Origin of the sequence: Streptomyces griseoaurantiacus (genome assembly GCF_036189845.1) — a bacterium.
Lineage (GTDB): Bacteria > Actinomycetota > Actinomycetes > Streptomycetales > Streptomycetaceae > Streptomyces > Streptomyces griseoaurantiacus.
Genome location: NZ_CP108326.1, coordinates 4,565,150 through 4,588,833, shown reverse-complemented (window position 1 = coordinate 4,588,833; position 23,684 = coordinate 4,565,150). Strand labels below are relative to the sequence as shown.

The following is a 23,684-nucleotide window of genomic DNA, read 5'->3' as shown; positions in this document are numbered from 1 at the left end:
GCCGTGAAGGCCGTGAAGGCCGGGAGAACGACGAGGCGGCACGGGGCGGGCGCCGGGCGGCGCCCGAGGCGCGTGGGACTGCTCCTCCTGCCCCTGCTCGCGACGGCGCTCGCCGGCTGCGGCATCCGCGCCACCCAGGTGCCGACCGACTTCGGCCCGGCGCCCTCGCGACTGCCCTGCTCGCTGCCGGCGGCGGAGAGCACCGCCTCGGCCGACCCGGGCATACCCGTCCAGGTCTTCCTCGTGTGCGCGGAGCAGCTCGTGGCGGTGGACCGCTCGGTGCGGATATCCGGCGGCGCGGCGGAGGCGGAACGACGGGTCGCGGTGGCCCAGAGCCTGCTCGACGAACTGTCCGCGAAGCCCACGTCGCCGGAGACCACGGCCGGCTACTCGACGGGCGTGCGCGAGGGCCTGCGGGTCGTCGGTCCCGACGCCCGCGACCCGGAGAACACCTTCCGTCTGAGCGTGCCCCCGAAGCGCCTCGGACCGGCCGAACTGGCGCAGATCATCTGCACGTTCGCCGACTCGGAGGCCACGGCGGCGGACAACGGCACGATCATCCTCGGCGGCCCCGCCGCCACCCCCCTGAACCGCTACACCTGCACCACCGGGCTGCGCACCCACCCGGCGAGCCAGGACCCCGAGCCGAAGGCGGTCGGGAAGAGCTGAGCGGGCCGGGGCGGGGCCGGGGGCGGAGGCGGGACCGTTCCCGCTCCGCCACGGCGTCGTTCCCGCTCCGCCACGGCCCCGGGCGCGGCGGAGCGGAAGCCGGCCGCCCGGAACCGATGCCCCCACGGTCCGCGTCTACGCTTGCGTGCAGCGACAAGGTCCCGCCCGCGACGACATCACGCCTCGCGGCAACCCCGTCCCCCGGCTCCGAGCGACAGGCATCGCCCTCCTCGTCGCCCACCTCGCCCTTGTCGCCTGGCTCACGCTGCGCCCTCTCGACGTCCCCTGGGTGAGCCCCGCCAACATGCGCCCCTTCGCCGGCATCCGGGCCGACCTCGCCCTGCCCCCCGCGGAGGCGGCCCGCAGGATCGCGGCCGGACTCGCCCTGCTCTCGCCGCTCGGCGTCCTCCTCCCGGCCGTCCACGCCCGGCTGGACTCCGCCCCGCTCGCCTCCCTGGTCCGCACGGCCACCGCCGGCGCCCTCCTGTCCCTGGGCATCGCACTCGCCCAGACCGGCGTTCCCGGCCGGGTGGTGGACATCGACTGCCTGCTGCTCAACACGGCGGGAGTGGTCCTGGCGCACCTCGCCGTGGTCCCGGCGGTCCGGGCCCGGCTCCGCCGCGGGGCCGAGGGCCGGGGCGGTGCCGCCCTCCTCGGGGAGGAGCCGGCGCCGGAACCCTCTCAGGGTCGGACCCCGACGATTCCCAGGGTGAAAGTGGCTCCTTAGAGTGACGACGGTGCCCGCTTCGTCCGCGTAGCGTGGATTTCACGAGGGCACACCGCTCACCGGTTGTGACAGCGGTTCGCCCCTTCCACGCCTCGACGAAGGAGCCTTCCCATGACCACCCTGGCCCGCCCCACGAACGGACGCATGATCGGCGGAGTGTGCGCGGCCCTGGCCCGGCGCTTCGGCACCTCGGCCACGACGATGCGCGTGATCTTCCTGGTCTCCTGCCTGCTCCCGGGGCCGCAGTTCCTGCTCTACATAGCCCTGTGGATCCTGTTGCCCTCGGAGGACAGGACCGCCTCGGCCTGGTGACCCGGCCGGCCGGAGGGCGGTGGGCGCGGGACGCCGGAGAGCGGCGGCACCCGCACCGCGGACGCCCGGGTACACGGAGACGCCGGTGGGCGCCCTCCGGACGGAGGGCGCCCACCGGCGTCGTACCGCGTGCGGCGCGGTGTCCCGGGTCAGCCCAGCGGGATGCCGTTCACCGGGAGACCGTGGGTCGGCAGACCCTGGACCGGCAGGCCGCCCAGCAGTCCACCCAGGGGCCCGGTGGCGCCCTGACCGCCGGGGAGCGCGTGCTGCACGGCCGGCTCGGCGGCCTCCAGGGTGCGGCCGACCGCGCCCTGGCCCTGGCCGAGCACCTGGCCCGCGCCGGGCAGCGTCTTGGCGAGGCCGTCCGCCGGCAGCGCGTGGGTGACGGTGTCCAGGCCCGAGGTGACGTCCGGCACGGCCGGGGCGGCGTTCGCGGCGCCCGCGCCGGCCGCGGCGAAGGCGGCACCGAGAGCGGCGACACCGAGGGTCTTGGCAGCAGACTGCTTCATAGTGAATGCGTCCTTGAAAGCGTTGACGGGGATGAGCGGTCCACGACCGTAAACACGCGGGACCGTCCGCCGCAAACATCCCTTCACACCACGAGGGTGAAGAATTCATGGAGGCGGATTCCGCAGGAAATCATTTCGCGACCTTCCGCTCATGCATCAACGCAGTTCAGGCCACCCCTACTGGAACAGCCATTCGGACTTCAGCTCGGCATACCGAGGCTTGATCACGTCATTGATCATCGCCAGTCGTTCATCGAAAGGAATGAATGCTGACTTCATAGCATTGACCGAGAACCACTGCATGTCGTCGAGCGTGTAACCGAACGCGTCGACCAGGTGCTCGAATTCCCGGCTCATACTGGTCCCGGACATCAACCGGTTGTCGGTGTTGACCGTCGCCCGGAAGTGCAGCCGCCGCAGCAGCCCGATGGGGTGCTCGGCGTAGGAGGCGGCGGCCCCGGTCTGGAGGTTGGAGCTCGGGCACAGCTCCAGCGGTACGCGCTTGTCGCGGACGTAGGCGGCGAGGCGGCCGAGGTGCACCGAGCCGTCCTCACGCACCTCGATGTCGTCGATGATGCGCACGCCGTGGCCGAGGCGGTCGGCACCGCACCACTGCAGGGCCTGCCAGATGGAGGGGAGTCCGAAGGCCTCGCCGGCGTGGATCGTGAAGTGGTTGTTCTCCCGCTTCAGGTACTCGAAGGCGTCCAGGTGCCGGGTCGGCGGGTGGCCGGCTTCGGCGCCCGCGATGTCGAAGCCGACGACGCCCAGGTCGCGGTAGCGGTTGGCCAGTTCGGCGATCTCCAGGGAGCGGGCCGCGTGCCGCATCGCGGTCAGCAGGGCGCCCACCCGGATGCGGTGGCCGTTCTCCCGGGCGCGCCGCTCGCCCTCCCGGAAGCCCTCGTTGACGGCCTCGACGACCTCCTCCAGGGTGAGTCCGCCCTCCAGGTGCTGTTCGGGGGCGTAGCGCACCTCGGCGTAGACGACGCCGTCCTCGGCGAGGTCCTCCGCGCACTCCGCGGCGACCCGCACCAGCGCCTCGCGGGTCTGCATCACGCCGACGGTGTGCGAGAAGGTCTCCAGGTACCGCTCCAGGGACCCGGAGTCGGCGGCCTCGCGGAACCACAGGCCGAGCTTGTCGGCATCGGTCTCCGGCAGGCCGGAGTAGCCGGTGGCGCGGGCCAGTTCGGCGACGGTGCCGGGGCGCAGCCCGCCGTCGAGGTGGTCGTGCAGCAGGACCTTGGGCGCGCGGCGGATCTGATCGGAGCTGGGGGTGTGCTCGTGCTGGCTCGTCATTGCCGCACCATAGCGCCTACGCGCGTAGACACCAGGGGGCGTCGGCCCGTCGATACGTAACAGTGATCGCCCGGAAGGATGGCGTGCGGCACGACTTCTGCCACTGTTCTTTCATGGCACAGCAAGCGACGCCGGTTCGCCAGGCCCGGCTGGGGAGGGCGCTCGGTCCGCGGGAGACGGCGGTGAGCGGTGTGGTGCTGCTGCTCCCGGACGGCCGGGAGGACTCGGAGCGCAGGCCGTCCGTCCTGAGATCGGCCGTCTCGGTGCGTCCGCTCGCCCGTCGGCTGCTCCGCGTGAGCCGCGAGGAGGGCCTGGCGGCGCATACGGTGCACTACCGCCGGCTCGGCTGGAACGGCGAGGAGGCGGATCCGGCCCAGGACGCCTCCTGGGCCGTGGACGAGGTGTTACGGCGGTACGGGGACGTCTCCGTCTGCCTCGTGGGCCTCGGCATGGGCGGCAGGGCGGCACTGCGCGCGGGCGGTCACGAGGCGGTCGACGCGGTCGTCGCCCTCGCGCCCCGGCTCCCCGAGGAGGACAGGGCGGTTCCGCCCGAACCGGTGAAGCAGCTCGTCGGGCGCCGGGTGCTGCTCGTGCACGGCACCAGCGACCGGCGCACCGACCCCGAACGGTCCTTCCGGCTCGCGGCGCGGGCGAAGAAGGCCAACCGGGACGTGTGCCGCTTCGAGGTGCACTCCGACGGCCACGGGCTGCGCCAGTACCGGTCCGAGGTGTACGCGCTCACGGCGGACTTCGTGCGGGGCGCGCTGTTCGGCCGCCCGTTCTCGCGCCCGGTACAGGACGCGCTCGCGGCGCCGCCGCCGCTGGGCCTGCGGATGCCGCTGGCGGCGGGGTTCGGCCAGTCGCGCCCCAAGTGACCCGTGCCGCGGGCTCCCGGCGCCCCCGTTCACAGGTCGGGGGGCGTGGTGGACAGCAGCCGGCCGCGGCGGGACAGCAGGAACCGTTTGAACGCGGCCACCGGCGGCGTGTCCGGATGTCCCTCCAGCCAGGCCACGCCGATCTCCCGCACGGCCCGCGGCGCGGTGACGGTCAGTTCGACGACCCCCGGGCGCGGCACGGCGGGCGGCGGCAGCAGCGCGACGCCGAGTCCGGCGGCGACCAGCCCGCGCAGTGTCTCGGCCTCCTCCCCCTCGAAGGCGACCCGCGGCACGAAGCCCGCCTCGCGGCAGACGTCGTCGGTGATGCGCCGCAGCCCGTAGCCGGGCTCCAGGGTCACGAAGGCCTCGTCGGCGGCCTCGGCGAGCCGCACCCGGCGGCGTCCGGCCAGCCGGTGGTCGGCCGGGACGACCAGCCGCAGCTTCTGCTCGTCGAGCCGCCGTCCGACGAGGTCGGGCGCGTCCGGCACCGGTGAGGTCAGGCACAGGTCGAGCTCGCCCGCGCGCAGCCCCTCCAGCATGGCCTCGCCGTAGTTCTGCACCAGGCTGAAGCGGACCCGGGGGTGGTCGGCGCGGAAGGCGCGGATCAGTCCGGGGACCGTCTCGGAGCCCATGGTGTGCAGGAACCCGAAGGCGACCTTGCCGCCCGCCGGGTCGGCGTCCGCGCGCACCTCCTCGACGGCCCGGCCGATCTCGGCGAGGGCGCGTTCGACGGAGCGCAGGAAGCTCCGGCCCGCGGGGGTGAGGGAGACGGCGCGGCCGCGACGGGCGAACAGGTCGACGCCGAGGTCCTGTTCGAGCCGGACCATCGCGCGGGACAGCGTCGACTGCGGCACCCGCAGCTCGCCCGCGGCCCGCGTGACGTGCTCGGTGCGGGCGACACCGGCGAAGTGGGCGAGGCGCGGGACGAGCGCCGCGACGATGTCTTCCATGTCACTTGTGTCACCGGAAGGTGACAGGCGCGGCCCGGGCCTCTGCTGATGCGTCACGGGAACGATTATGAGGGTTTCATGCATTGGACGGATCAGTGGCGGGGTCCTTAGGTTCGAGACATGTCTCCCGCCGATACCGGGGCGCTCACCAGGGTGAGCGCCGACGCCCCCGCCGACACCTCCGCATCCCCCGCCTCCGCCCCCGCCCCCGCCGCCGTCGACATGCCCGCCCCCGACGCCGACTCCCGGCTGACCCCGGGCGGCCCCGGCTACCGGCGGATGAGCTTCGCCCTCTTCCTCGCGGGCGTCGCCACCTTCGCCCTGCTGTACTCCACCCAGGCGCTGCTCCCGCTGATCTCCGAGGACATGGCGGCGACCGCGGGCGCGGCGAGCTGGACGGTGGCGGCCGCGACCGGCGGCCTGGCCCTGTTCGTGCTGCCGATGAGCGCCCTGTCGGAGCGGTTCGGGCGGCGCACGGTCATGACGGCCTCGCTCGCCGTCGCGGTCACCGTGGGGCTCCTCGTGCCGTTCGCCCCCACGATCGGCTGGCTGGTGGCGCTGCGCGCCGTGCAGGGCGCGGCCCTGGCCGGGCTGCCCGCCTCGGCGACGGCGTACCTGGCCGAGGAGGTGCGGCCCAAGGCGCTGGTGACCGCGATCGGCCTGTTCGTGGCGGGCAACAGCGTGGGCGGGATGAGCGGCCGGCTGCTCACCGGCTGGGTCGCGCAGCTCTTCGGCTGGCGGGTGGCCGTGGGCACGATCGGCCTCGTCGCGGTGGTGTGCGCGGTGGCGTTCCGGCTGCTGCTGCCGGCGCCGCGGCACTTCACGGCGGGCTCGCTGCGGCCGCGCGTGCTGCTCGGCGCGATCCGCGACCACCTCGGCGATCCGCTGCTGCGCCGGCTGTACGCGATCGGCGCGCTGTTCATGACCGTCTTCGGCGGCGTCTACACGGTGATCGGCTACCGGCTGACCGACGCGCCGTTCTCGCTGCCGCAGGGCATCATCGGCTCGATCTTCCTGGTGTACCTGGTCGGCACGGTCTCGGCGTCCACGGCGGGCCGTCTCGTGGGGCGCCTCGGCCGGCGCGGGGCGCTGTACCTGGCGGGCGGGACGACGGCGGCGGGCCTGCTGCTCTCGCTGGCGGACTCGCTGCCGCTGATGCTCCTCGGCCTGGTGCTCATCACCGCGGGTTTCTTCGCGGGCCACGCGGTGGCGTCCTCGGCGGTGAGCCGGACGGCCACGCACGGCCGGGCGCAGGCACAGGCGCTGTACCAGTCGGCCTACTACATCGGCTCCAGCGTGGGGTCCACACTGGGCGCCACGGCCTATCACGCGACGGGCTGGGCGGGGACGGTCGCCCTCGGCCTGCTGGCCCTGGCGGGCGTGACCTCGATCACCCTCCTGGGCACCCGGGCGGCCCGCCGCACGGCCGCCACCCGGACGGCGTAGGGCCCCCTCCTCACAGGGGCGGGCACCCGCGCGGCACCGGCGGACGCCGGCCGCGCGGGTGTCCACCCTCGTGACGAGGCACGGAGGCCCCCGCGAGCGGCCACCGCCCCGCCCGGACCGGCCACGCCCCGCACCTCGCGTCGCCCCGGGCCCACCCGTTTCCGACGGCACAGCTCGGTAACGGAGCGGACAGAAGGGTTTTTCCGGCTCGTCTACGCGCGTTACGCTGCGGCGGAACCAGCGCCTGGTAGAGGCGCTTGCACAAAGGAGTCTCCTTCCATGCGCCGGGTGTCCCGAATCGCGATCGCGTCCCTCGCGACCGCAACCCTCGCCGTCACGGCGTCCGCCTGCGGCAGTTCGTCCAGTGAGTCCGCCGGCAGCGGCGACAAGAGCAAGGGCGTCGCCCTCGCGTACGACGTCGGCGGCAAGGGCGACCAGTCCTTCAACGACGCCGCCACCGCCGGCATGGAGAAGGCCGCCACGGACTTCGACACCGGCTCCAAGGCCATCGAGCCCCAGGACGGCGAGTCCGACGCGGACAAGGTCCAGCGCCTGGAGCAGCTCGCCAAGGAGGGCTACAACCCGGTGATCGGCGTCGGCTTCGCCTACGCCCCCGCCGTCAAGGAAGCCGCCAAGAAGTACCCCAAGGTGACCTTCGGCATCGTCGACGACAACACCATCAAGGCGGACAACGTCGCCGACCTGGTCTTCCACGAGGAGCAGTCCTCCTACCTCGCCGGTGTCGCCGCCGCGAAGACCACCAAGTCGAACGTCGTCGGCTTCATCGGCGGTGTGGACGTTCCGCTGATCCACAAGTTCGAGGCCGGCTTCGAGCAGGGCGTCAAGGACACCAACCCCAAGGTCAAGGTCAAGTCGCAGTACCTGACGGAGACCGCGGCCGAGGGCGGCTTCTCCAGCCCCGACAAGGGCCAGAGCGCCGCCGAGGGCCAGATCGACGCCGGTGCGGACGTCGTCTACCACGCGGCCGGCCTCTCCGGGCAGGGCGTGATCAAGGCCGCCGCCGCGCACAAGGTGTGGGCGATCGGGGTCGACTCCGACCAGTACAACCAGTCGGCGCTGGCGAAGTACAAGAAGTACATCCTCACCTCCGCCCTGAAGAACGTGCAGGGCCAGGTCTACGACCTCGCCAAGTCCGTCATCAAGGACAAGAAGCCGCAGAGCGGCGAGATCCGCGGGTCCCTGGAGAACGGCGGGGTGGGCCTGGCCGACTCCAACCCGGTCTTCAAGAACGACAAGGACCTGCAGGCCGCCCTCGAGAAGGCCGAGCAGGGCATCAAGGACGGTTCGATCAAGGTCAACGCGTCCTGACGGACTGACGCGGACCACGGCGGGTCCGGCGGTGCGCCGCCGGACCCGCCGGACCGCCGCCCGCCCGCCGGACCGCCGCCCGCCCGCCGGCCCCGGCCGGCACCGGGCGGCGGCACCGTCTCCCGGCCGGGGGTCACGACGCGACGACGTCCCGGCCACGACGTCATCACGCGGTCCCCCGGGACCATGGTCAGCGCGAGCCCGCAGTGGCAGCGTGGCAGCCGCACGACGGAGTGCGGGGAGGACGGGCCGACCCGCACCGCCGTCCGCACGGCACAATGCTCGGGAACGGTCGGGAACGCCGGGGATCCACGGCGCGAACGACATGCACCCGAGCACTATTTAAGGCAGGGGCGCTACGCGCGTAGATCGGCCCCTTTTCCAAGGAGAGTGCGCCATCGACGCGTCCAGCAGCCCTCCGCTCACCGCGCGGTCGACCGCGGTCGAGCTGGCCGGCATCACCAAGCGGTTCCCGGGGGTGGTGGCCAACCACGACATCCACCTCACCGTCCGCAAAGGCACCGTGCACGCCCTCGTCGGCGAGAACGGCGCCGGCAAGTCGACGCTGATGAAGATCCTCTACGGCATGCAGAAGCCGGACGAGGGCACCATCGCGGTCGACGGCGAGCAGGTGGCCTTCGGCAGCCCCGCCGACGCCATCGCCCGCGGCATCGGCATGGTCCACCAGCACTTCATGCTCGCGGACAATCTCACCGTCCTGGAGAACACCGTCCTGGGCAGCGAGAAGCTCCACGGCATCGGCGGCGGCGCCCGCCGGAAGATCAAGGAGATCTCCGAACGGTACGGCCTGGGCGTCCGCCCCGACGTCCTGGTGGAGAGCCTCGGCGTCGCCGACCGCCAGCGGGTGGAGATCCTCAAGGTCCTCTACCGGGGCGCCCGCACGCTCATCCTCGACGAGCCGACCGCGGTCCTCGTGCCGCAGGAGGTCGACGCGCTCTTCGCCAACCTGCGCGAACTGAAGTCCGAGGGCCTGGCCGTCATCTTCATCTCGCACAAGCTGGGCGAGGTCCTCTCCGTCGCCGACGAGATCACGGTGATCCGGCGCGGCACCACCGTCGGCACCGCCGTCCCCGCCGAGACCACCCCCCGCCAGCTCGCCGAGATGATGGTCGGCAGCGAGCTGCCCACCCCCGAGACCGCCGAGTCCACGGTCACCGACCGCCCGGTGATCGAGGTGGAGAACCTCACCGTCCACGCCGCCGGCGCCTCGCTCGGCGAGGTGGCCGAGGCGAGCGACGTCACCGCCCCCGCGGCCAGCGGCGGCACCGGCGCCGTGCCCACCGCCCCCACCGACGCCGACGTGCGCCGGGTGCTCGACGACGTCACGTTCACCATCCACGCCGGCGAGGTCATGGGCATCGCCGGTGTCGAGGGCAACGGGCAGACCGAGCTGATCGACGCGCTGATCGGCACCAGGCACGCCGATTCCGGCACCCTCCGCTTCCTCGGCGAGGACATCACCCCCTGGCCCACCCGCAGGCGCCGCGAGCAGGGCGTCGGCTACATCCCCGAGGACCGCCACCGCCAGGGCCTGCTCCTGGAGGCCCCCCTCTGGGAGAACCGCATCCTCGGCCACGTCACCGAGAAGCCCAACGCCAAGGGCTTCTGGCTGGACCCCAAGGGCGCCCAGGCCGACACCCGCCGGATCGTCGAGGAGTACGACGTCCGCACCCCCGGCATCGACGTCACCGCCGCCTCGCTGTCCGGCGGTAACCAGCAGAAGCTGATCGTCGGCCGCGAGATGAGCCACTCCCCCACGTTCCTGATCGCCGCGCACCCCACCCGCGGTGTGGACGTCGGCGCGCAGGCGCAGATCTGGGACCGCATCCGCGAGGCCCGCCGCGAGGGCCTGGCGGTGCTGCTGATCTCCGCCGACCTCGACGAGCTGATCGGCCTGTCGGACACCCTGCGGGTGATCTACAACGGCCGCCTCGTCGCCGACGCCGACCCGGCCACCATCACCCCCGAGGAACTCGGCTCCGCCATGACCGGCGCCGCGGCCGGCCACCTGGAGCACGACGAATCAGGCGCCCCGAGCGGCGCCACCGAGGCCGCCCCGGAGGACGAGGCCCGATGAAGAAGTTCGACAAGGAGCGGGTGCTCCTCGCAGTGGCCGGACCGGTCATCGCGCTCGTCCTGGCGATCGCGCTGACCTCCGTCGTCCTGCTCGCCTCGGACCGCAACCCGTTCGAGCCCTACCGGCTGATGCTCCAGCAGGCCTCGTACTCCGACGTGCAGGTGCTGATCGTCAACCAGGCGTCGATGTACTACATCGCCGCCATCGCGGTCGCCCTCGGCTTCCGCATGAACCTGTTCAACATCGGCGTCGACGGCCAGTACCGCCTCGCCGTCGTGATGACCGCCGTGGTCGGCGCCAACGTGGCCCTGCCGAACTTCCTGCAGATCCCCCTGCTGCTCCTGGTCGCCATGGGCACGGGCGCGCTGTGGGCGGGCATCGCCGGTGCGCTGAAGGTGACCCGGGGCGTCAGCGAGGTCGTCGCGACGATCATGCTGAACTCCATCGCCACCGCCGTCATCGGCTACGTCACCCTCGCGCACGTGTGGGGCGTCCAGCTCGGCAACAACATGACGACCGGCGTGATGCGCAAGTCCGGCTGGATCCCGGGCATCGACCTCGGCGCCGACGTCGGCGAGATCTACGGCCTGGTCTTCCTCGCCATCCTGCTGGGCATCGGCTACTGGCTGGTCCTCAACCGCACCCGCTTCGGCTTCGACCTGCGCGCCACCGGCGCCTCCGAGACCGCCGCCGCGGCCTCCGGCGTCAACGCCAAGCGGATGGTGTTCCTCTCCATGGTGATCTCCGGCGCGGTCGCGGGCCTGGCCGGCCTGCCGCTGCTGCTCGGCGACACCCACACCTACAGCCTCAGCTTCCCCGCCGGTCTCGGCTTCACCGCCATCGGCATCGCCCTGCTGGGCCGCAACAACCCCGGCGGCATCGCGCTCGCCGCCCTGCTCTGGGCCCTGCTCGACAAGGCCTCGCCCGCCCTCGACTACGCGACCCCGGTGGCGTACGAGAAGGAGATCGCGACGATCATGCAGGGCCTGATCGTCTTCGCGGTCGTCATCTCCTACGAGGCCGTACGGCAGTGGGGGCTGCGCCGCCAGCAGAAGCGGGTCGGCGCGGAACTCGCCGCCGCCGCCCGCAACACCGACAAGAAGGAGGTGGCGGCCCGATGAGCACCGCGACCCTCACCAAGCAGCAGGCGAAGCGGCCCGGCCGGAGCGGCCGTCGGCTCTCGCTCCCGGTGCTCCTGCTGGTCATCGCGGGCGTGCTGGTCCTCACCTCCGTGGTCCGGCTGATCACCGGCGCGGACGGCATCACCTCCACCGGCCAGATGTCCACCGCGCTGCGGCTCGCCGTCCCGATCGGCCTCGCCGGTCTCGGCGGTCTGTGGGCCGAGCGCGCGGGCGTGGTCAACATCGGCCTCGAGGGCATGATGATCCTCGGCACCTGGTTCGGTGCCTGGGCCGGCTACCAGTGGGGCCCGTGGACGGGTGTCGTCTTCGGCATCCTCGGCGGTGTCCTCGGCGGTATCCTGCACGCGATCGCCACCGTCACGTTCAACGTGAACCACATCGTCTCCGGTGTGGCCATCAACATCCTGGCGCTCGGCACCACCCGCTACCTGTCGAAGTTCACCTTCGAGGGCGTCCCGCAGGGCTCCTCCAAGCAGTCCCCGCCGATCGACTCCCTCGGCACCTTCGACATCCCCGGCATCTCCAGCGGCCTGGCCACGCTCAACGGCAAGCACTGGTTCCTGGTCTCCGACCTCGCCGGCCTCGTCGGCGGCCTGATCACCGACCTGTCGCCGCTCACCGTGATCGCCGTGGCACTCGTGCCGCTGTCCTGGTGGGTGCTGTGGCGCACCGCCTTCGGGCTGCGGCTGCGCTCCTGCGGCGAGAACCCGGTGGCCGCCGAGTCCCTCGGCGTCAACGTCTACAAGTACAAGTACCTCGCCGTGCTGATCTCCGGCGGCTTCGCCGGGCTGGGCGGCGCCTTCCTGTCGATCGTCGCCTCCAACGTGTACCTGGACGGCCAGACCGCCGGACGCGGCTACATCGGCCTCGCGGCGATGATCTTCGGCAACTGGATGCCGGGCGGCCTCGCCCTCGGTGCGGGCCTGTTCGGCTACACCGACAGCCTCAACCTGCGCGGCGGCACCACCAACGTGCACGCGCTGATCCTGCTGCTGGCGATCCTGCTGGTGTTCGGGGCGGCCTACCTGGTGTGGCGGAAGCGGCACGTGCCGGCCGTGGCCACCGCGGTCGTCGGCGTGCTGATGTTCCTCTGGTACGTCTCCACGGACGACGTCCCGCGCCAGGTCGTCACCGCGACCCCGTACGTGGTCACGCTGCTCGTGCTCTCGCTCTCCGCGCAGCACCTGCGGATGCCGAAGGCGGACGGTCTGCCCTACCGCAAGGGGCAGGGCAAGTGACCCCCACCGGTGCCGGGGCGTCCGGCGTCGACTGGGAGGCCCTGCGGGAGGCGGCGCGCGCGGCGATGTCGCGCGCCTACGCCCCCTACTCGGGCTACCCGGTCGGTGCCGCCGCCCTCGTCGACGACGGGCGCACGGTCACCGGCTGCAACGTGGAGAACGCCTCCTACGGGCTCGGCCTGTGCGCGGAGTGCGGGCTGGTCTCCGCGCTGCGTGACAGCGGGGGCGGGCGGCTGACGCACTTCGTGTGCGTGGACGGGCGGGGCGAGAGCCTGGTGCCGTGCGGCCGCTGCCGGCAGCTCCTGTACGAGTTCGGCGGGCCCGACATGCTCCTGGAGACCCCGGCGGGCATCCTGCCGCTGTCCGAGATGCTGCCGCAGGCCTTCGGCCCGGGCCACCTGGTCGGCTGACCTGCTTCGCTCCCGCTCCTCCCGCATTTCCCGTACGGCCCTGCTGAGCAGCTCGGCGGGGCCGTACGGCGTTCCGAATCCGCACGTGCGCGTGCTCCCCCTCCGGAAGGAAAGCCATGACGTCGTTGTCGATGGATGCCGTCTCCGTCATCCGCACCAAGCGGGACGGGGGCGAGCTCAGCGCCGCGCAGATCGACTGGGTGATCGACGCCTACACCCGCGGCGAGGTCGCCGACTACCAGATGGCCGCGCTCAACATGGCGATCCTGCTCAACGGCATGGAGCGGCACGAGATCGCCCGCTGGACCGCCGCGATGATCGCCTCGGGCGAGCGCATGGACTTCTCCTCGCTCTCCCGCCCCACCGCCGACAAGCACTCCACCGGAGGCGTCGGCGACAAGATCACGCTGCCGCTGGCCCCGCTGGTCGCCGCCTGCGGCGCCGCCGTGCCGCAGCTCTCCGGACGGGGCCTCGGCCACACCGGCGGCACACTGGACAAGCTGGAGTCGATCCCCGGCTGGCGGGCGCTGCTGTCCAACGAGGAGATGCTGTCCGTGCTGGATGGCGTCGGCGCGGTGATCTGCGCGGCCGGTGACGGGCTCGCCCCCGCCGACAAGAAGCTGTACGCGCTGCGGGACGTGACCGGCACGGTCGAGTCGATCCCGCTGATCGCCTCCTCGATCATGTCGAAGAAGATCGCCGAGGGCACCGGCTCGCTGGTGCTCGACGTGAAGGCGGGCAGCGGCGCCTTCATGAAGACGGTGGAGGACGCGCGCGAGCTGGCCCGCACCATGGTGGGCCTGGGCACGGACCACGGCGTGAAGACCGTCGCCCTGCTCACCGACATGTCCACCCCGCTCGGGCTGACCGCCGGCAACGCGCTGGAGGTCCGCGAGTCGGTGGAGGTCCTCGCGGGCGGAGGCCCGGCGGACGTGGTCGAGCTGACGCTCGCGCTCGCCCGGGAGATGCTCGACGCGGCCGGGCTGACGGACGCCGACCCGGCCAAGGCGCTGGCAGACGGCTCCGCGATGGACGCCTGGCGCCGCATGATCAGCGCCCAGGGCGGCGACCCGGACGCGCCTCTGCCCACCTCCCGCGAGCAGCACGTGGTCACGGCCGCCGCCTCCGGCGTGGTCGCCCGCCTCGACGCCTACGACGTCGGCGTCGCCGCCTGGCGGCTGGGCGCCGGCCGCGCCCGCAAGGAGGACCCCGTGCAGGCGGCGGCCGGTGTGGAGCTGCACGCCAAGCCGGGCGACCGGGTCACCGAGGGCCAGCCCCTGCTGACCCTGCACACCGACACCCCCGAGCGCTTCGAGTACGCTCTGAAGGCCCTGGAGAACGCCTGCGACATCGCCGCCCAGGGCGCCGAGTTCAACCGGACGCCGGTGGTCCTGGAACGCATCGCCTGACCGGGCTTTTCCCTTTTCGGATGACGGGACCGGATGAACGGGACCGGTGGACCCCCGCCGGTCCCGTTCGCACGTCCGGGCCGATCCCCGGGCGAAGGCGTCGTGCGGGGACCGATGAGTCGCGGGAGGGCGGGGCGTCTACCGACCGTGGATTCCGTGACACCCGCTGTGCTGGTGCTTCCCCCGTTCGTCGGCCGGGACGACGTGGGGCGGCTGAGCCGTGACGTCCGGGCGCGGGCGGCCGCCGCCGAGGGGGGCGCGGTGGTCTGCGACGTCGGCGGGGTCCTCACCTCCGGACTCGTCCTCGTCGACGTCCTCGCCCGGCTCCAGCTCGCCGCCCGCCGGGCCGGCGGGCGCATCCGGGTCCGGGGGCCCTCGCCCGAGCTGCGAGCGCTACTCGGCCTCCTCGCCCTCCCCGTCGAGCTGGAGGGGCAGTCCGAACAGGGGGAACCACCGCTCGGTGTCGAGGAAGCAGTGGAACCCGGTGATCCGGCCGCCTGACTCCTCGGGCGAGATCTCCAGGGCCTGCACCGCCCACGCCGTGAAGCCGCCCGTCTCCGGGTCCGGCTTGTACTGCGCGAACCCGGGCAGTCCGTTGACCTCGACGGGGACCAGGCGCGAGTGCGCGCAGGCCGCGCCGAGCGTCGTCATGAAGCCGGTGATGTCCTCCGGGCCGCGCAGCCACAGGTCGAACGGCGGCATCGTCATGATCGCGTCCTCCGCCAGCAGGGCGGTCAGCGCGGTCATGTCGTAGCCCTCGAAGGCGGCGACGTAGCGCTCCAGGAGCTTGCGCTGCTCCTCGTCCATCGGATCGGAGACGGCGGCCTCGGCGCCCTCCCCGGCCGGGCGCTCGGCGAGGGTGGCGCGGGCCCGCTGCAGTGCGCTGTTCACCGAGGCGACCGAGGTGCCGAGGAGCTCGGCGACCTCGCTCGCCCGCCAGGCGAGGACCTCGCGCAGGATGAGGACCGCCCGCTGCTTGGGCGGCAGTTGCTGCAGCGCGGCCATGAAGGCGAGCCGCACGGACTCCTTGGCCACGGCGGCCTCCGCGGGATCGCTGACGGCGGGCAGGACCCGGGCGTCCGGCACCGGCTCCAGCCAGGTGTGGTCCGGGCGGGGCGCCAGGGCGGCCCGGGCGAGCGGGGTGGACTCCGTGAGGTCCATCGGGCGGGCCCGTTTGTTGCCCGCGTTCAGCATGTCCAGGCAGACGTTGGTCGCGATGCGGTAGAGCCAGGAGCGGAGGCTGGAGCGGCCCTCGAAGCGGTCGAAACTGCGCCAGGCGCGGACCATGGTGTCCTGGACCGCGTCCTCCGCCTCGAAGGAGGAACCGAGCATGCGGTAGCAGTAGCCGGTGAGCTCGACGCGGTGGCGTTCGAGCCGGGCGTCCAGCGGTTCGGTCGCTGCCGGGTCCTGTGCGGTCGCCGTGCCGTCGTTCATGTCCACCCACCCCTGTGGCCGTGTGCTTGTACGGGCGCTGTGGCCCCCCGCACTCCGGAAGCTACCGCAGGGGACTGACATCGGCGTGGTGGAACGGGGAAGGGGCTGGTCGGCGGGGTGGTCGCCGTCCGGCCCCTCCCTTCACGGCCGGGCCGGGCGGCTACTCCGTCGCGACCTTCACCTTGCCGTCGACGACGTCCTCCTTCGCCTTCTCCACCGCGGCCACCACGTCCTTCATGGCGCGGTACCCGGGGTTGGAGTCCGCGAAGCCGACACCGCCGGACTTCAGGTCGCCGACGACCACGCCGCTCAGCGGCTTGCCCTCGTGGACGGACTTGACCAGCTCGTAGACCGCGCCGCCGACGTTCTTCAGCGCGGAGCCGAGGATGTGGTCCTTGTACTTCGCCAGCGGTGACTGCCGGTACTGGTCGGAGTCGACACCGATCGCCCACACCTTGTGCGTGGCGGCGGCCTTGATCACGCCCTGCCCGGAGAGCCCGGCCGCGTGGTAGATCACGTCGGCGCCGGCGTCGATCTGGCCGTCCGCCGCGCTCTGGCCCTTGTCGGGGCTGGAGAAGCCGCCCTCCGCCGCGGTCTCCGTCAGGTACTGCGACTCGATCTTGATCTTCGGGTTGACGGACTTCGCGCCCTGGTCGAAACCCGCCTCGAAGGTGTGGATGAGCGGGATGTCGACGCCGCCGATGAAGCCGATGTGGTCCTTCTTGCTGGCCTTGGCCGCCGCGACGCCGGCCAGGTAGGAGGACTGCTCCGCGCTGAAGACCAGGTCGACGACGTTCTTCGCCTTGATCGTCTCGTCGTCGATCATGCCGAAGGTGACCTTCGGGTAGTGGGCGGCGACCTCCTTCACGGCGGGCGCGTAGGAGTAGCCGACGCCGATGATCGGGTTGTAGCCCGCCTTGGCGAGGGTGGTCAGCCGCTGGATCTTGTCGGCATCGGACTCGCCGTCCTGCGGCTCGATGTCCCGCCCGCCGATCTTGAACTCCTTCTCGGCCTTCGCGAAACCGGCGTACGCGGCGTCGTTGAAGGACTGGTCGCCCTTGCCGCCGATGTCGTACGCCAGGCCGATGCCCTTGCCCGAGTAGCCGCCGGAGGAGTCCTTGCCGGAGTCGCTCGCCTCGTTGCTGGACTTGCCGCAGCCGGCGGCCACGAGCGCGACGACGGAGACGGCCACCGCGGCGCGGGAGATCCGGCGCGAGGAGGTTCCGCGGAGTCCGGGGGACGTGGGGAATCTGAGGGATCTGCGGGGATTCGAACGCACGACAAGCACCCTTCGTTTCCGGCACCCGTGGCCGGCCGGCTCGATCGAACGCGCCGCTGCGGCAGCGATTCGGGCGCACAGTAACGCGCGTAGAAGAACGGGGGAACGGGGTTCGGCGCCGCCGTTACCGATTCGTGCCGCCTCCGGGTTACGGGCGGTCGACGGGCGTTACGGGCCGATGTCGCGGCCGGGCGAAGGGGACGCAAGGGGCGCCCGCGAGGGCCTCGCGGGCGCCTTCGCGCGAGGAGGGACCGTCAGTGGTCCGGGTGCAGGAGGGCCGCCGCCGTGAACATCTCCACGCCGACGGTGATCGCGTGCTCGTCCGCGTCGAAGTCACCCTGGTGCAGGTCGCGCACGGTCCGGTCGCCGGGCCGGCGCACGCCGAGGCGGGCCATCGCGCCCGGCACGTGCTCCAGGTACCAGGAGAAGTCCTCGCCGCCCAGGCTCTGCGGGGTGTCCTCGATGGAGTCGGCACCGCGCCGGGCGGTCATCGCGTCGCGCAGCAGTTCGGCGACGACGGGATCGTTGACGACCGGCGGGACGCCCCGGATGTAGTTGATCTCGGACTTGGCGCGGTACATGTTCGCGATCTCGTCGACCGCGGCGTGCACGACGTCGGGGGCGATCCGCCAGGCGTCCAGGTCCAGGCACCGCACGGTCCCGGACAGCTCGGCGTGCTGGGGGATCACGTTGGGGGCGTGGCCGGACTCGATGCGGCCCCAGGTGACGGAGAGCCCGCTGCGGGCGTCGACCCGGTTGCGCACCAGCGCGGGCACGTCGAGGGCCACGCGGGCGGCGGCGGTGACCAGGTCGGTGGTCTGGTGGGGGCGCGCGGTGTGGCCGCCGGGTCCGTCGAGGGCGATCTCGACGCGGTCGCAGGCGGAGGTGATGGCGCCGTAGCGCAGGCCGATGCGGCCGGCGTCGACCTTGGGGTCGCAGTGCACGGCGATGATCCGGCCGACTCCGTCGAGGGCGCCGGAGGCGATCACGTCGGAGGCGCCTCCGGGCAGCACCTCCTCGGCGGGCTGGAAGATCATCCGCACTCCGCGCGGCAGCCGGCCCTCGCGGTGCAGCCCGGCGAGGACGAGCGCGGTGCCGAGGACGACCGTGGTGTGCACGTCGTGCCCGCAGGCGTGGGCCCGGTCGGGCACGGTGGAGCGGTAGGCGCAGTCGGTCTTGGTGTCCGGGATGGGCAGCGCGTCGATGTCGGCGCGCAGCGCGAGGATCGGGCCGTCGGCCCGGTCCCCGGTGTCACCGATGTCGCAGACGAGCCCGGTCCCGCCCTCGAGGACACGCGGCGTGAGCCCGGCCTTCTCGAGGCGGGCCTTGATCGCGGCGGTCGTGCGGAACTCCTGGTTACCGAGCTCCGGGTGCATGTGCAGATCGCGGCGGAAGGCCACGAGCTCGGCGTGCAGGGCGGCGGGCAGCGCGCCGGGGAGCACAGCGTTCCCCGGGATGTCGGCCTCGGACTCTGGGGACATCACATGGTTCACCCTTTGAAGGGTAGGCCGATCGGACGCACAACCAACCCGTGATCAACAAAGTTCAGGCCGTTGGGCGAAAAAATCCCGGGGACACGCCGCATGACGACCTTCACGGCTGGGTAAACTGCCCGGACTTGTCGGCCGAGTCGGGGCATCGCTCCCGCCGATGTGACCTCCGCCACACACTGCTTCCCGTCGGCCCCGCCGTCCCCTCGGGTCCCGCCTGTCCCGCCGCCGTCGCCGACGTCCCCGGCAGCCGGTGGACGTCCCTCGCGGTGCTCGTGACGCCGGTCAGGAAGGTCCGGGCCCGGGGCGAGGCACTGGTGGTGAGCCAGCCGGGGTCGATGTCGCAGACCGCCACCCGGACCTCGGTCCCGGCCAGGGCCAGGGGGAGGGTGTGGACGACCGTCGAGGGGAAGCTGAGGATCGTGCGGCCGACCGGGCCGCGGCGGGCGATCAGTTCCAGGGGCAGGTCGGGGCGGACGATCTCCAGGCCCGTCTCCACGGCCAGGCGGTGGAGCTTCTCCGTGCTCTCGCGCCGGTGGGCGAAGTAGCGGCCGGCGCCGTGCGCCGAGGCGAGGGCCCGGACCGCGTCGAGGTAGTGCTCGACATCGACCACGCCCGTCTCCACGAGCGAGGTGCCGACCAGGTCGGCGCCCTTCGCGACGCGCGGGGGGCCGAAGCGGGCGCGGGTCCAGGTGAACGTGTTGGCGGTCACCGTGACGCCCTCCGGGACCTCCCCGATCGGCATCGCGGAGAAGATCTCGACCGTGCGCGCGGGCGTGGCGCGCAGCCGGCGGCGGGCCACCGCCGACACCGGGGCGAACAGGAGATCCCGGGGGCCCGGACGGCCGCCCTTGCGGTGCCAGCGCACCAGGCGTTCGCCCTGGGCCAGTTGGGTGACGAACTCCATCGTGGCCGTGCCGTCGTCCACCACGACCAGCTCGCGCGCCCCGGTCAGGGTCAGCAGGAGCTGGACGTAGCGGGAGAAGGGGTCGCCCATGACCACCCGCCGCGCCCGGCGCAGCAGGGCGGTGAGACCGCCCACCGTCCGGAAGGGGGCGAGGGTGCCGCCGCGCGCCTCCTCCCAGCGGACCCGGTGCCCCTCCTCGCGGGCCAGTTCGGCCATGCGGCGGAGCTGACCGCGGGTCATCGGGTCCACGGGGGAGAGGACGACCAGGGTGAGGCCCGCGCCGGGCGGCCGCCGCCCGTCCGACGCGGGCGCGGGCACGTGAGCGTGTGCGTGTGCCCACTCCAGGACGTTCAGCAGCTGCACCGGGCTCTCGACGAAGGCGAGGGTGCCGGAATCGCTGCCGGGGCCGGCACCGTTGGCGGGATCGGGACCGGTGCCGGAACCGGCTTCGGGGCCGGGTGTCGCGGCGCGGGGGCTCATCGGCGAAAGGACCGTCCGTCCCGGTCAGACCGCGACCGGCTCGCCCGCCGCCGCGGCGATCTCCGCCTCCGCGACGGCGCCGGGGACGCGGCGCAGCTTCTTCATCGGGCCGAGCTCGGAGTCGTAGACCTTCTTCACGCCGTCGCCGAGCGAGGCCTCGATGGTGCGGATGTCGCGGACCAGCCGGGTGAGCCCCTGGGGTTCGACGGAGGCCGCCTGGTCCGAGCCCCACAGGGCGCGGTCGAGGGTGATGTGCCGCTCGACGAAGGCGGCGCCGAGGGCGACGGCGGCCAGCGTGGTCTGCAGGCCCGTCTCGTGGCCGGAGTAGCCGATCGGCACGTTCGGGTACTCGGCCTGCAGGGTGTTGATGACGCGCAGGTTGAGCTCCTCGGCCTTGGCCGGGTAGGTCGAGGTGGCGTGGCAGAGCAGGATGTTCTCGCTGCCCAGCACCTCCACCGCGTGCCGGATCTGCTTCGGGGTCGACATGCCGGTGGAGAGGATGATCGTGCGGCCGGTCGCGCGCAGCTCGCGCAGCAGCTCGTCGTCGGTCAGCGAGGCGGAGGCCACCTTGTGCGCGGGGACGTCGAACTTCTCCAGGAAGGCGACGGCCTCGGTGTCCCACGGGGAGGCGAACCAGTCGATGCCCTTCTCCTTGCAGTACGCGTCGATCCGCCGGTACTCCTCCTCGCCGAACTCGACGCGGTGGCGGTAGTCGATGTACGTCATCCGGCCCCAGGGGGTGTCGCGCTCGATGTCCCACTGGTCGCGGGGGGTGCAGATCTCGGGGGTGCGCTTCTGGAACTTGACGGCGTCGCAGCCGGCCTCGGCGGCCGCGTCGATCAGCTTGAAGGCGTTCTCGAGCTCGCCGTTGTGGTTGATGCCGATCTCACCGGTGACGTAGACGGGGCGGCCGGGGCCGGCCTCGCGGGAACCGAGGGTGCGGATGCGGGAGTGGGTGCTCATGAGGGATTTCCTTAGTCGGGGAGGGAGTCGAGGGAGGGGCCGAGGATCCAGCCGGCGATCTCCCGGACGGCGCCTTCGCCGCCGGGGAGGGTGGTGACCGCGCGGGCGGCGCCGCGCACGAGGTCGTGGGCGTTCGCGACCGCCACGGGCCAGCCCGCGAGGGCGAAGCACGGCAGGTCGTTGACGTCGTTGCCGACGTAGAGCACGCGCTCGGGCGCGATGCCCTGTTCCTCGCACCACTGCTTGAGCGCGAGGTCCTTGCGGTCGACGCCGTGCGCCACGGGGATCCGCAGCTTGCGGGCGCGGGCGGCGACGACCGGGTTCTGTTCCGTGGAGAGGATCAGCATCTTCAGGCCGCTCCCGCGCAGGGCGGCGATGCCGAGGCCGTCGCCGCGGTGCACGGAGACGAATTCCTTTCCGTCGGCGTCGATCAGCACCCGGTCGTCGGTCTGGGTGCCGTCGAAGTCCAGGACGACCGCGTCGATGTCCCCGGCGGTCGGCAGCGCACCGCGCCGGGGCGCGTCGAGGAGCGGGGCCAGCGCACGGGCGCGGGCCAGGTCGTGCGGGTCGTCGATCTCCAGCACGCGGGCCGGGTCGGTGCGCACGAGGTCCGTGCGGCCGAAGAAGCGGTGCCCGTGGGTGCGGAAGCCGGCCGCGTCCATCGCGTAGGCGGCGCCGGTCTCCAGCAGGTCCTGGGGGCGGTCCTGGCGGCGCGGGCGGTGGGACTTGTCGTGGTTGACGCCGTGCCCGCCCTCCGCCGCGGGGGCGCCGGGCTCGCCGTCCCGCCACACGAAGCCGTGGAAGGGGGCCACGGTCACCGCCGTGTCGGCGCCCTTCTCGGCGACGGCGCCGGCCACCGCGTCGAGGTCCTCGGCGACCAGGAAGGGGCTGGTGCACTGCACGAGCAGGACGACGTCGACCGGCGCCCCGTGCAGTGCCTCGTGGGTGTCCATCGCGTGCCGGACGGCGGCCTCGGAGGTGGCCGTGTCCCCGGCGAGCGCGCCGGGGCGGGACACGACCTCCGCGCCGGCCTCGCGGGCGGCGGCGGCGATCGCGCGGTCGTCGGTGGAGACGACGACGTCGGTCACCAGGCGGCTCGCGCGGCACTCGCGCACGGCCCGGGCCACCAGCGGCACCCCGCCGACCGGGGCGAGGTTCTTCGCGGGCACCCCCTTGGAGCCGCCGCGCGCGGGGATCACCGCGAGCACCCGGCGCGGGGTGGCGCCCTCGTGCGGACCGGTCATGGGTTCTGCTCCCTCTCGTCGGGGCTGCGTCGGGACGCTCGGGGTGCTCGGGCTGCCCGGGGTGGTGCCCGGGACGTTCGGGACGTTCACAGCTCCCCCATCCGGCGGATCGCCGGGGCGACCCGCTGCACCCCGTGCCGGTAGGCGCCGCGCGCGGCGCGGCGCACGATCTCCCGGACCGGGCCCGGCTCGCGGTCGGCGGCGGGCGCGCCCGGCAGCGGGAGACCGTCCGGGCCGAGGTGGTGGCGGGCGAGGATGCCCGGCAGATAGCCGGGGGCCGTCGCGAGCGTGTAGTACGGGGTCAAGGGGGGCAGGCCGCCGGGCCGGGCGAGCAGCCCGGCGATGCGGGTGCGGGCCCCGTCGAAGGCGGTGTCGTAGGAGCCCTCGCCGGCCGCGACGCCCTGCCGGACGACCCAGTCCTCCTCGGGTTCGGGGCGGTGCCCGGCGTCCAGCCGGTCCCAGGAGGTGAGGCAGCCGGAGCCGGTGAAGTGGTGGTTGCCGAGCGTCTCGCGCACCCCGAGGTCGGTGAGGACGGCGGTCGGGATGCGCCGGTGCAGCGCCTCCAGGGCAGCCGTCGAGCTGACGGTGACGAGGAGGTCGGTGCGGTCGAGGACCTCGCCCATGTGCCCGTGGATCAGGCGCAGGTTGGGCGGCGGGTCGGCCCTGCGGACGAGCTTCTGGTAGGGCAGCTCCTCCAGGTGCGTGGTGTGCTCGCCGGGCCGGGAGCGCAGCTTGAGCAGCACCTCGCGCTCCGGGTGCAGCCGGGCGTGCCGCACGAGACGGTCGAGCAGGTAGGTGCGCTCCCGGCGGCCGGCGGGCACGGAGGGCTGGGCGGCGAAGACGACCGTGAAGGGCCTGCCTCCCTCCTCCGCCCCCGGCCCGGGCGGGCCGGTGTAGGGCGCGCCGCCGAGGAAGGGCAGCGCGACCTCCGTGACCGCCGAGGCGTCGGCGCCGACCCCCTCGTACACCGCGCGGAAACGCTCCGCGTCCTGGCGGGAGTTGGCGAGGACGAGGTCCGCGCCGTGCCGCAGCAGCAGGCCGTCGGCGAGCTTCTCGTAGACGACGCCGACGTAGCCGGTGACGACCACGGGGCGCCGGGAGCGGCCCTCCCAGGCCCGCCCGAGACCGTGCAGCAGCGCCTGCACTCCCCCGCCGACGAGGGCGAGCACGACGACGTCGTACTCCTCCTCCGTCATGGCGCGCAGGAAGGCGGTGGCGGTGACCTCGCGCAGCGAGTCGGCGTGGACGCCGACCTCGGCGAGCTGGCGCGGGGTGGGCGTGGCCCGGCCGCGCAGCAGGAAGCCGTCGAGCACGGGGGCGCCACCGGGGGCGATCCGTCCGGCGGTCAGCGCACCCCATTTCCAGCGGGTGTCGGAATCCGCGAGGACGGCGATGCGCGGGGGCTTCGGTGTACTTGCTGGCACGCCCAAGACGCTAGGAAGCGATTCCGATGCCCGGCCCAACCGGGATTCAACGAGAA

General features: G+C 73.0%; 22 protein-coding genes. 12 read left to right on the top strand and 10 right to left on the bottom strand.

Annotated elements, in window-relative coordinates; all coding sequences use genetic code 11:
* Window positions 1-72 precede the first annotated feature (72 nt).
* From OHB09_RS20490 to OHB09_RS20480, 3 genes are all read left to right on the top strand, one after another.
* Window positions 73-669 (top strand): hypothetical protein, encoded by a 597-nt coding sequence (locus OHB09_RS20490; RefSeq protein ID WP_006138441.1) that lies wholly within the window; start codon window positions 73-75, stop codon window positions 667-669.
* A gap of 145 nt (window positions 670-814) precedes the next feature.
* Complete coding sequence (locus tag OHB09_RS20485) at window positions 815-1,396, top strand: VanZ family protein (RefSeq protein ID WP_176945139.1); 582 nt, start codon at window positions 815-817, stop codon at window positions 1,394-1,396.
* Window positions 1,397-1,507: 111 nt separating this feature from the next.
* Complete coding sequence (locus tag OHB09_RS20480; RefSeq protein WP_006138438.1) at window positions 1,508-1,708, top strand: PspC domain-containing protein; 201 nt, start codon at window positions 1,508-1,510, stop codon at window positions 1,706-1,708.
* A gap of 149 nt (window positions 1,709-1,857) precedes the next feature.
* Here OHB09_RS20480 and OHB09_RS20475 read toward each other — a convergent pair whose 3' ends face one another.
* Together OHB09_RS20475 and OHB09_RS20470 are read right to left on the bottom strand one after the other, a co-directional pair.
* A complete protein-coding gene (locus OHB09_RS20475; RefSeq protein ID WP_006138437.1) occupies window positions 1,858-2,217 on the bottom strand; it encodes a hypothetical protein in 360 nt (119 codons plus the stop codon).
* 177 nt (window positions 2,218-2,394) lie between these two features.
* Window positions 2,395-3,510 carry an adenosine deaminase gene (locus OHB09_RS20470; RefSeq protein ID WP_006138435.1) on the bottom strand — a complete coding sequence of 372 codons (1,116 nt, stop codon included), beginning with the start codon at window positions 3,508-3,510 and terminating at the stop codon, window positions 2,395-2,397.
* A gap of 113 nt (window positions 3,511-3,623) precedes the next feature.
* On the opposite strand from OHB09_RS20470, the gene OHB09_RS20465 reads away from it, so the two are divergent.
* A complete protein-coding gene (locus OHB09_RS20465) occupies window positions 3,624-4,385 on the top strand; it encodes a prolyl oligopeptidase family serine peptidase (protein ID WP_319119075.1) in 762 nt (253 codons plus the stop codon).
* A gap of 29 nt (window positions 4,386-4,414) precedes the next feature.
* Here the strand turns inward: OHB09_RS20465 and OHB09_RS20460 are convergent, their stop codons facing one another.
* Window positions 4,415-5,335 (bottom strand): LysR family transcriptional regulator, encoded by a 921-nt coding sequence (locus OHB09_RS20460; RefSeq protein WP_234528517.1) that lies wholly within the window; start codon window positions 5,333-5,335, stop codon window positions 4,415-4,417.
* Window positions 5,336-5,455: 120 nt separating this feature from the next.
* On the opposite strand from OHB09_RS20460, the gene OHB09_RS20455 reads away from it, so the two are divergent.
* The 8 genes from OHB09_RS20455 to OHB09_RS20420 all read left to right on the top strand — a co-directional run bounded on the left by OHB09_RS20455 (window position 5,456) and on the right by OHB09_RS20420 (window position 14,908).
* Entirely contained in the window at window positions 5,456-6,781 is a 1,326-nt protein-coding gene (locus OHB09_RS20455; protein WP_328918576.1) for an MFS transporter, read from the top strand.
* Between the two features lie 279 nt (window positions 6,782-7,060).
* Window positions 7,061-8,110 carry a BMP family lipoprotein gene (locus OHB09_RS20450; RefSeq protein ID WP_006138428.1) on the top strand — a complete coding sequence of 350 codons (1,050 nt, stop codon included), beginning with the start codon at window positions 7,061-7,063 and terminating at the stop codon, window positions 8,108-8,110.
* A gap of 397 nt (window positions 8,111-8,507) precedes the next feature.
* Window positions 8,508-10,208 (top strand): ABC transporter ATP-binding protein, encoded by a 1,701-nt coding sequence (locus OHB09_RS20445; protein WP_191890602.1) that lies wholly within the window; start codon window positions 8,508-8,510, stop codon window positions 10,206-10,208.
* Complete coding sequence (locus OHB09_RS20440) at window positions 10,205-11,329, top strand: ABC transporter permease (RefSeq protein WP_006138426.1); 1,125 nt, start codon at window positions 10,205-10,207, stop codon at window positions 11,327-11,329. Before OHB09_RS20445 ends, OHB09_RS20440 begins: the two co-directional genes overlap by 4 nt.
* Entirely contained in the window at window positions 11,326-12,588 is a 1,263-nt protein-coding gene (locus OHB09_RS20435; protein WP_006138425.1) for an ABC transporter permease, read from the top strand. Before OHB09_RS20440 ends, OHB09_RS20435 begins: the two co-directional genes overlap by 4 nt.
* On the top strand, window positions 12,585-12,998 hold the full coding sequence (locus tag OHB09_RS20430; RefSeq protein ID WP_006138423.1) for a cytidine deaminase: 414 nt from the start codon (window positions 12,585-12,587) through the stop codon (window positions 12,996-12,998). The genes OHB09_RS20435 and OHB09_RS20430 overlap by 4 nt, the downstream gene beginning before the upstream one ends.
* A gap of 125 nt (window positions 12,999-13,123) precedes the next feature.
* Window positions 13,124-14,407, top strand: a complete 1,284-nt coding sequence (locus OHB09_RS20425) for a thymidine phosphorylase (RefSeq protein WP_040894158.1) — start codon at window positions 13,124-13,126, stop codon at window positions 14,405-14,407.
* Window positions 14,408-14,563: 156 nt separating this feature from the next.
* Window positions 14,564-14,908 (top strand): STAS domain-containing protein, encoded by a 345-nt coding sequence (locus OHB09_RS20420; protein WP_310592012.1) that lies wholly within the window; start codon window positions 14,564-14,566, stop codon window positions 14,906-14,908.
* Here the strand turns inward: OHB09_RS20420 and OHB09_RS20415 are convergent.
* The 7 genes from OHB09_RS20415 to OHB09_RS20385 form a co-directional block, all read right to left on the bottom strand.
* Complete coding sequence (locus OHB09_RS20415; protein ID WP_050811090.1) at window positions 14,801-15,841, bottom strand: sigma-70 family RNA polymerase sigma factor; 1,041 nt, start codon at window positions 15,839-15,841, stop codon at window positions 14,801-14,803. The two genes, OHB09_RS20420 and OHB09_RS20415, sit on opposite strands and share 108 nt — an antisense overlap.
* A gap of 160 nt (window positions 15,842-16,001) precedes the next feature.
* Window positions 16,002-17,033, bottom strand: a complete 1,032-nt coding sequence (locus tag OHB09_RS20410) for a BMP family lipoprotein (RefSeq protein ID WP_167792742.1) — start codon at window positions 17,031-17,033, stop codon at window positions 16,002-16,004.
* A 341-nt stretch (window positions 17,034-17,374) separates the two neighbouring features.
* Window positions 17,375-18,601 (bottom strand): amidohydrolase, encoded by a 1,227-nt coding sequence (locus OHB09_RS20405; protein ID WP_319119082.1) that lies wholly within the window; start codon window positions 18,599-18,601, stop codon window positions 17,375-17,377.
* Between the two features lie 112 nt (window positions 18,602-18,713).
* Window positions 18,714-19,997 carry a hypothetical protein gene (locus OHB09_RS20400; protein ID WP_319119077.1) on the bottom strand — a complete coding sequence of 428 codons (1,284 nt, stop codon included), beginning with the start codon at window positions 19,995-19,997 and terminating at the stop codon, window positions 18,714-18,716.
* A gap of 24 nt (window positions 19,998-20,021) precedes the next feature.
* Window positions 20,022-20,960 carry an N-acetylneuraminate synthase family protein gene (locus OHB09_RS20395; RefSeq protein WP_006138416.1) on the bottom strand — a complete coding sequence of 313 codons (939 nt, stop codon included), beginning with the start codon at window positions 20,958-20,960 and terminating at the stop codon, window positions 20,022-20,024.
* Between the two features lie 11 nt (window positions 20,961-20,971).
* A complete protein-coding gene (locus OHB09_RS20390; protein WP_328922350.1) occupies window positions 20,972-22,204 on the bottom strand; it encodes an N-acylneuraminate cytidylyltransferase in 1,233 nt (410 codons plus the stop codon).
* Between the two features lie 86 nt (window positions 22,205-22,290).
* Window positions 22,291-23,628, bottom strand: a complete 1,338-nt coding sequence (locus OHB09_RS20385) for a DUF6716 putative glycosyltransferase (RefSeq protein WP_040894137.1) — start codon at window positions 23,626-23,628, stop codon at window positions 22,291-22,293.
* Window positions 23,629-23,684 lie beyond the last annotated feature (56 nt).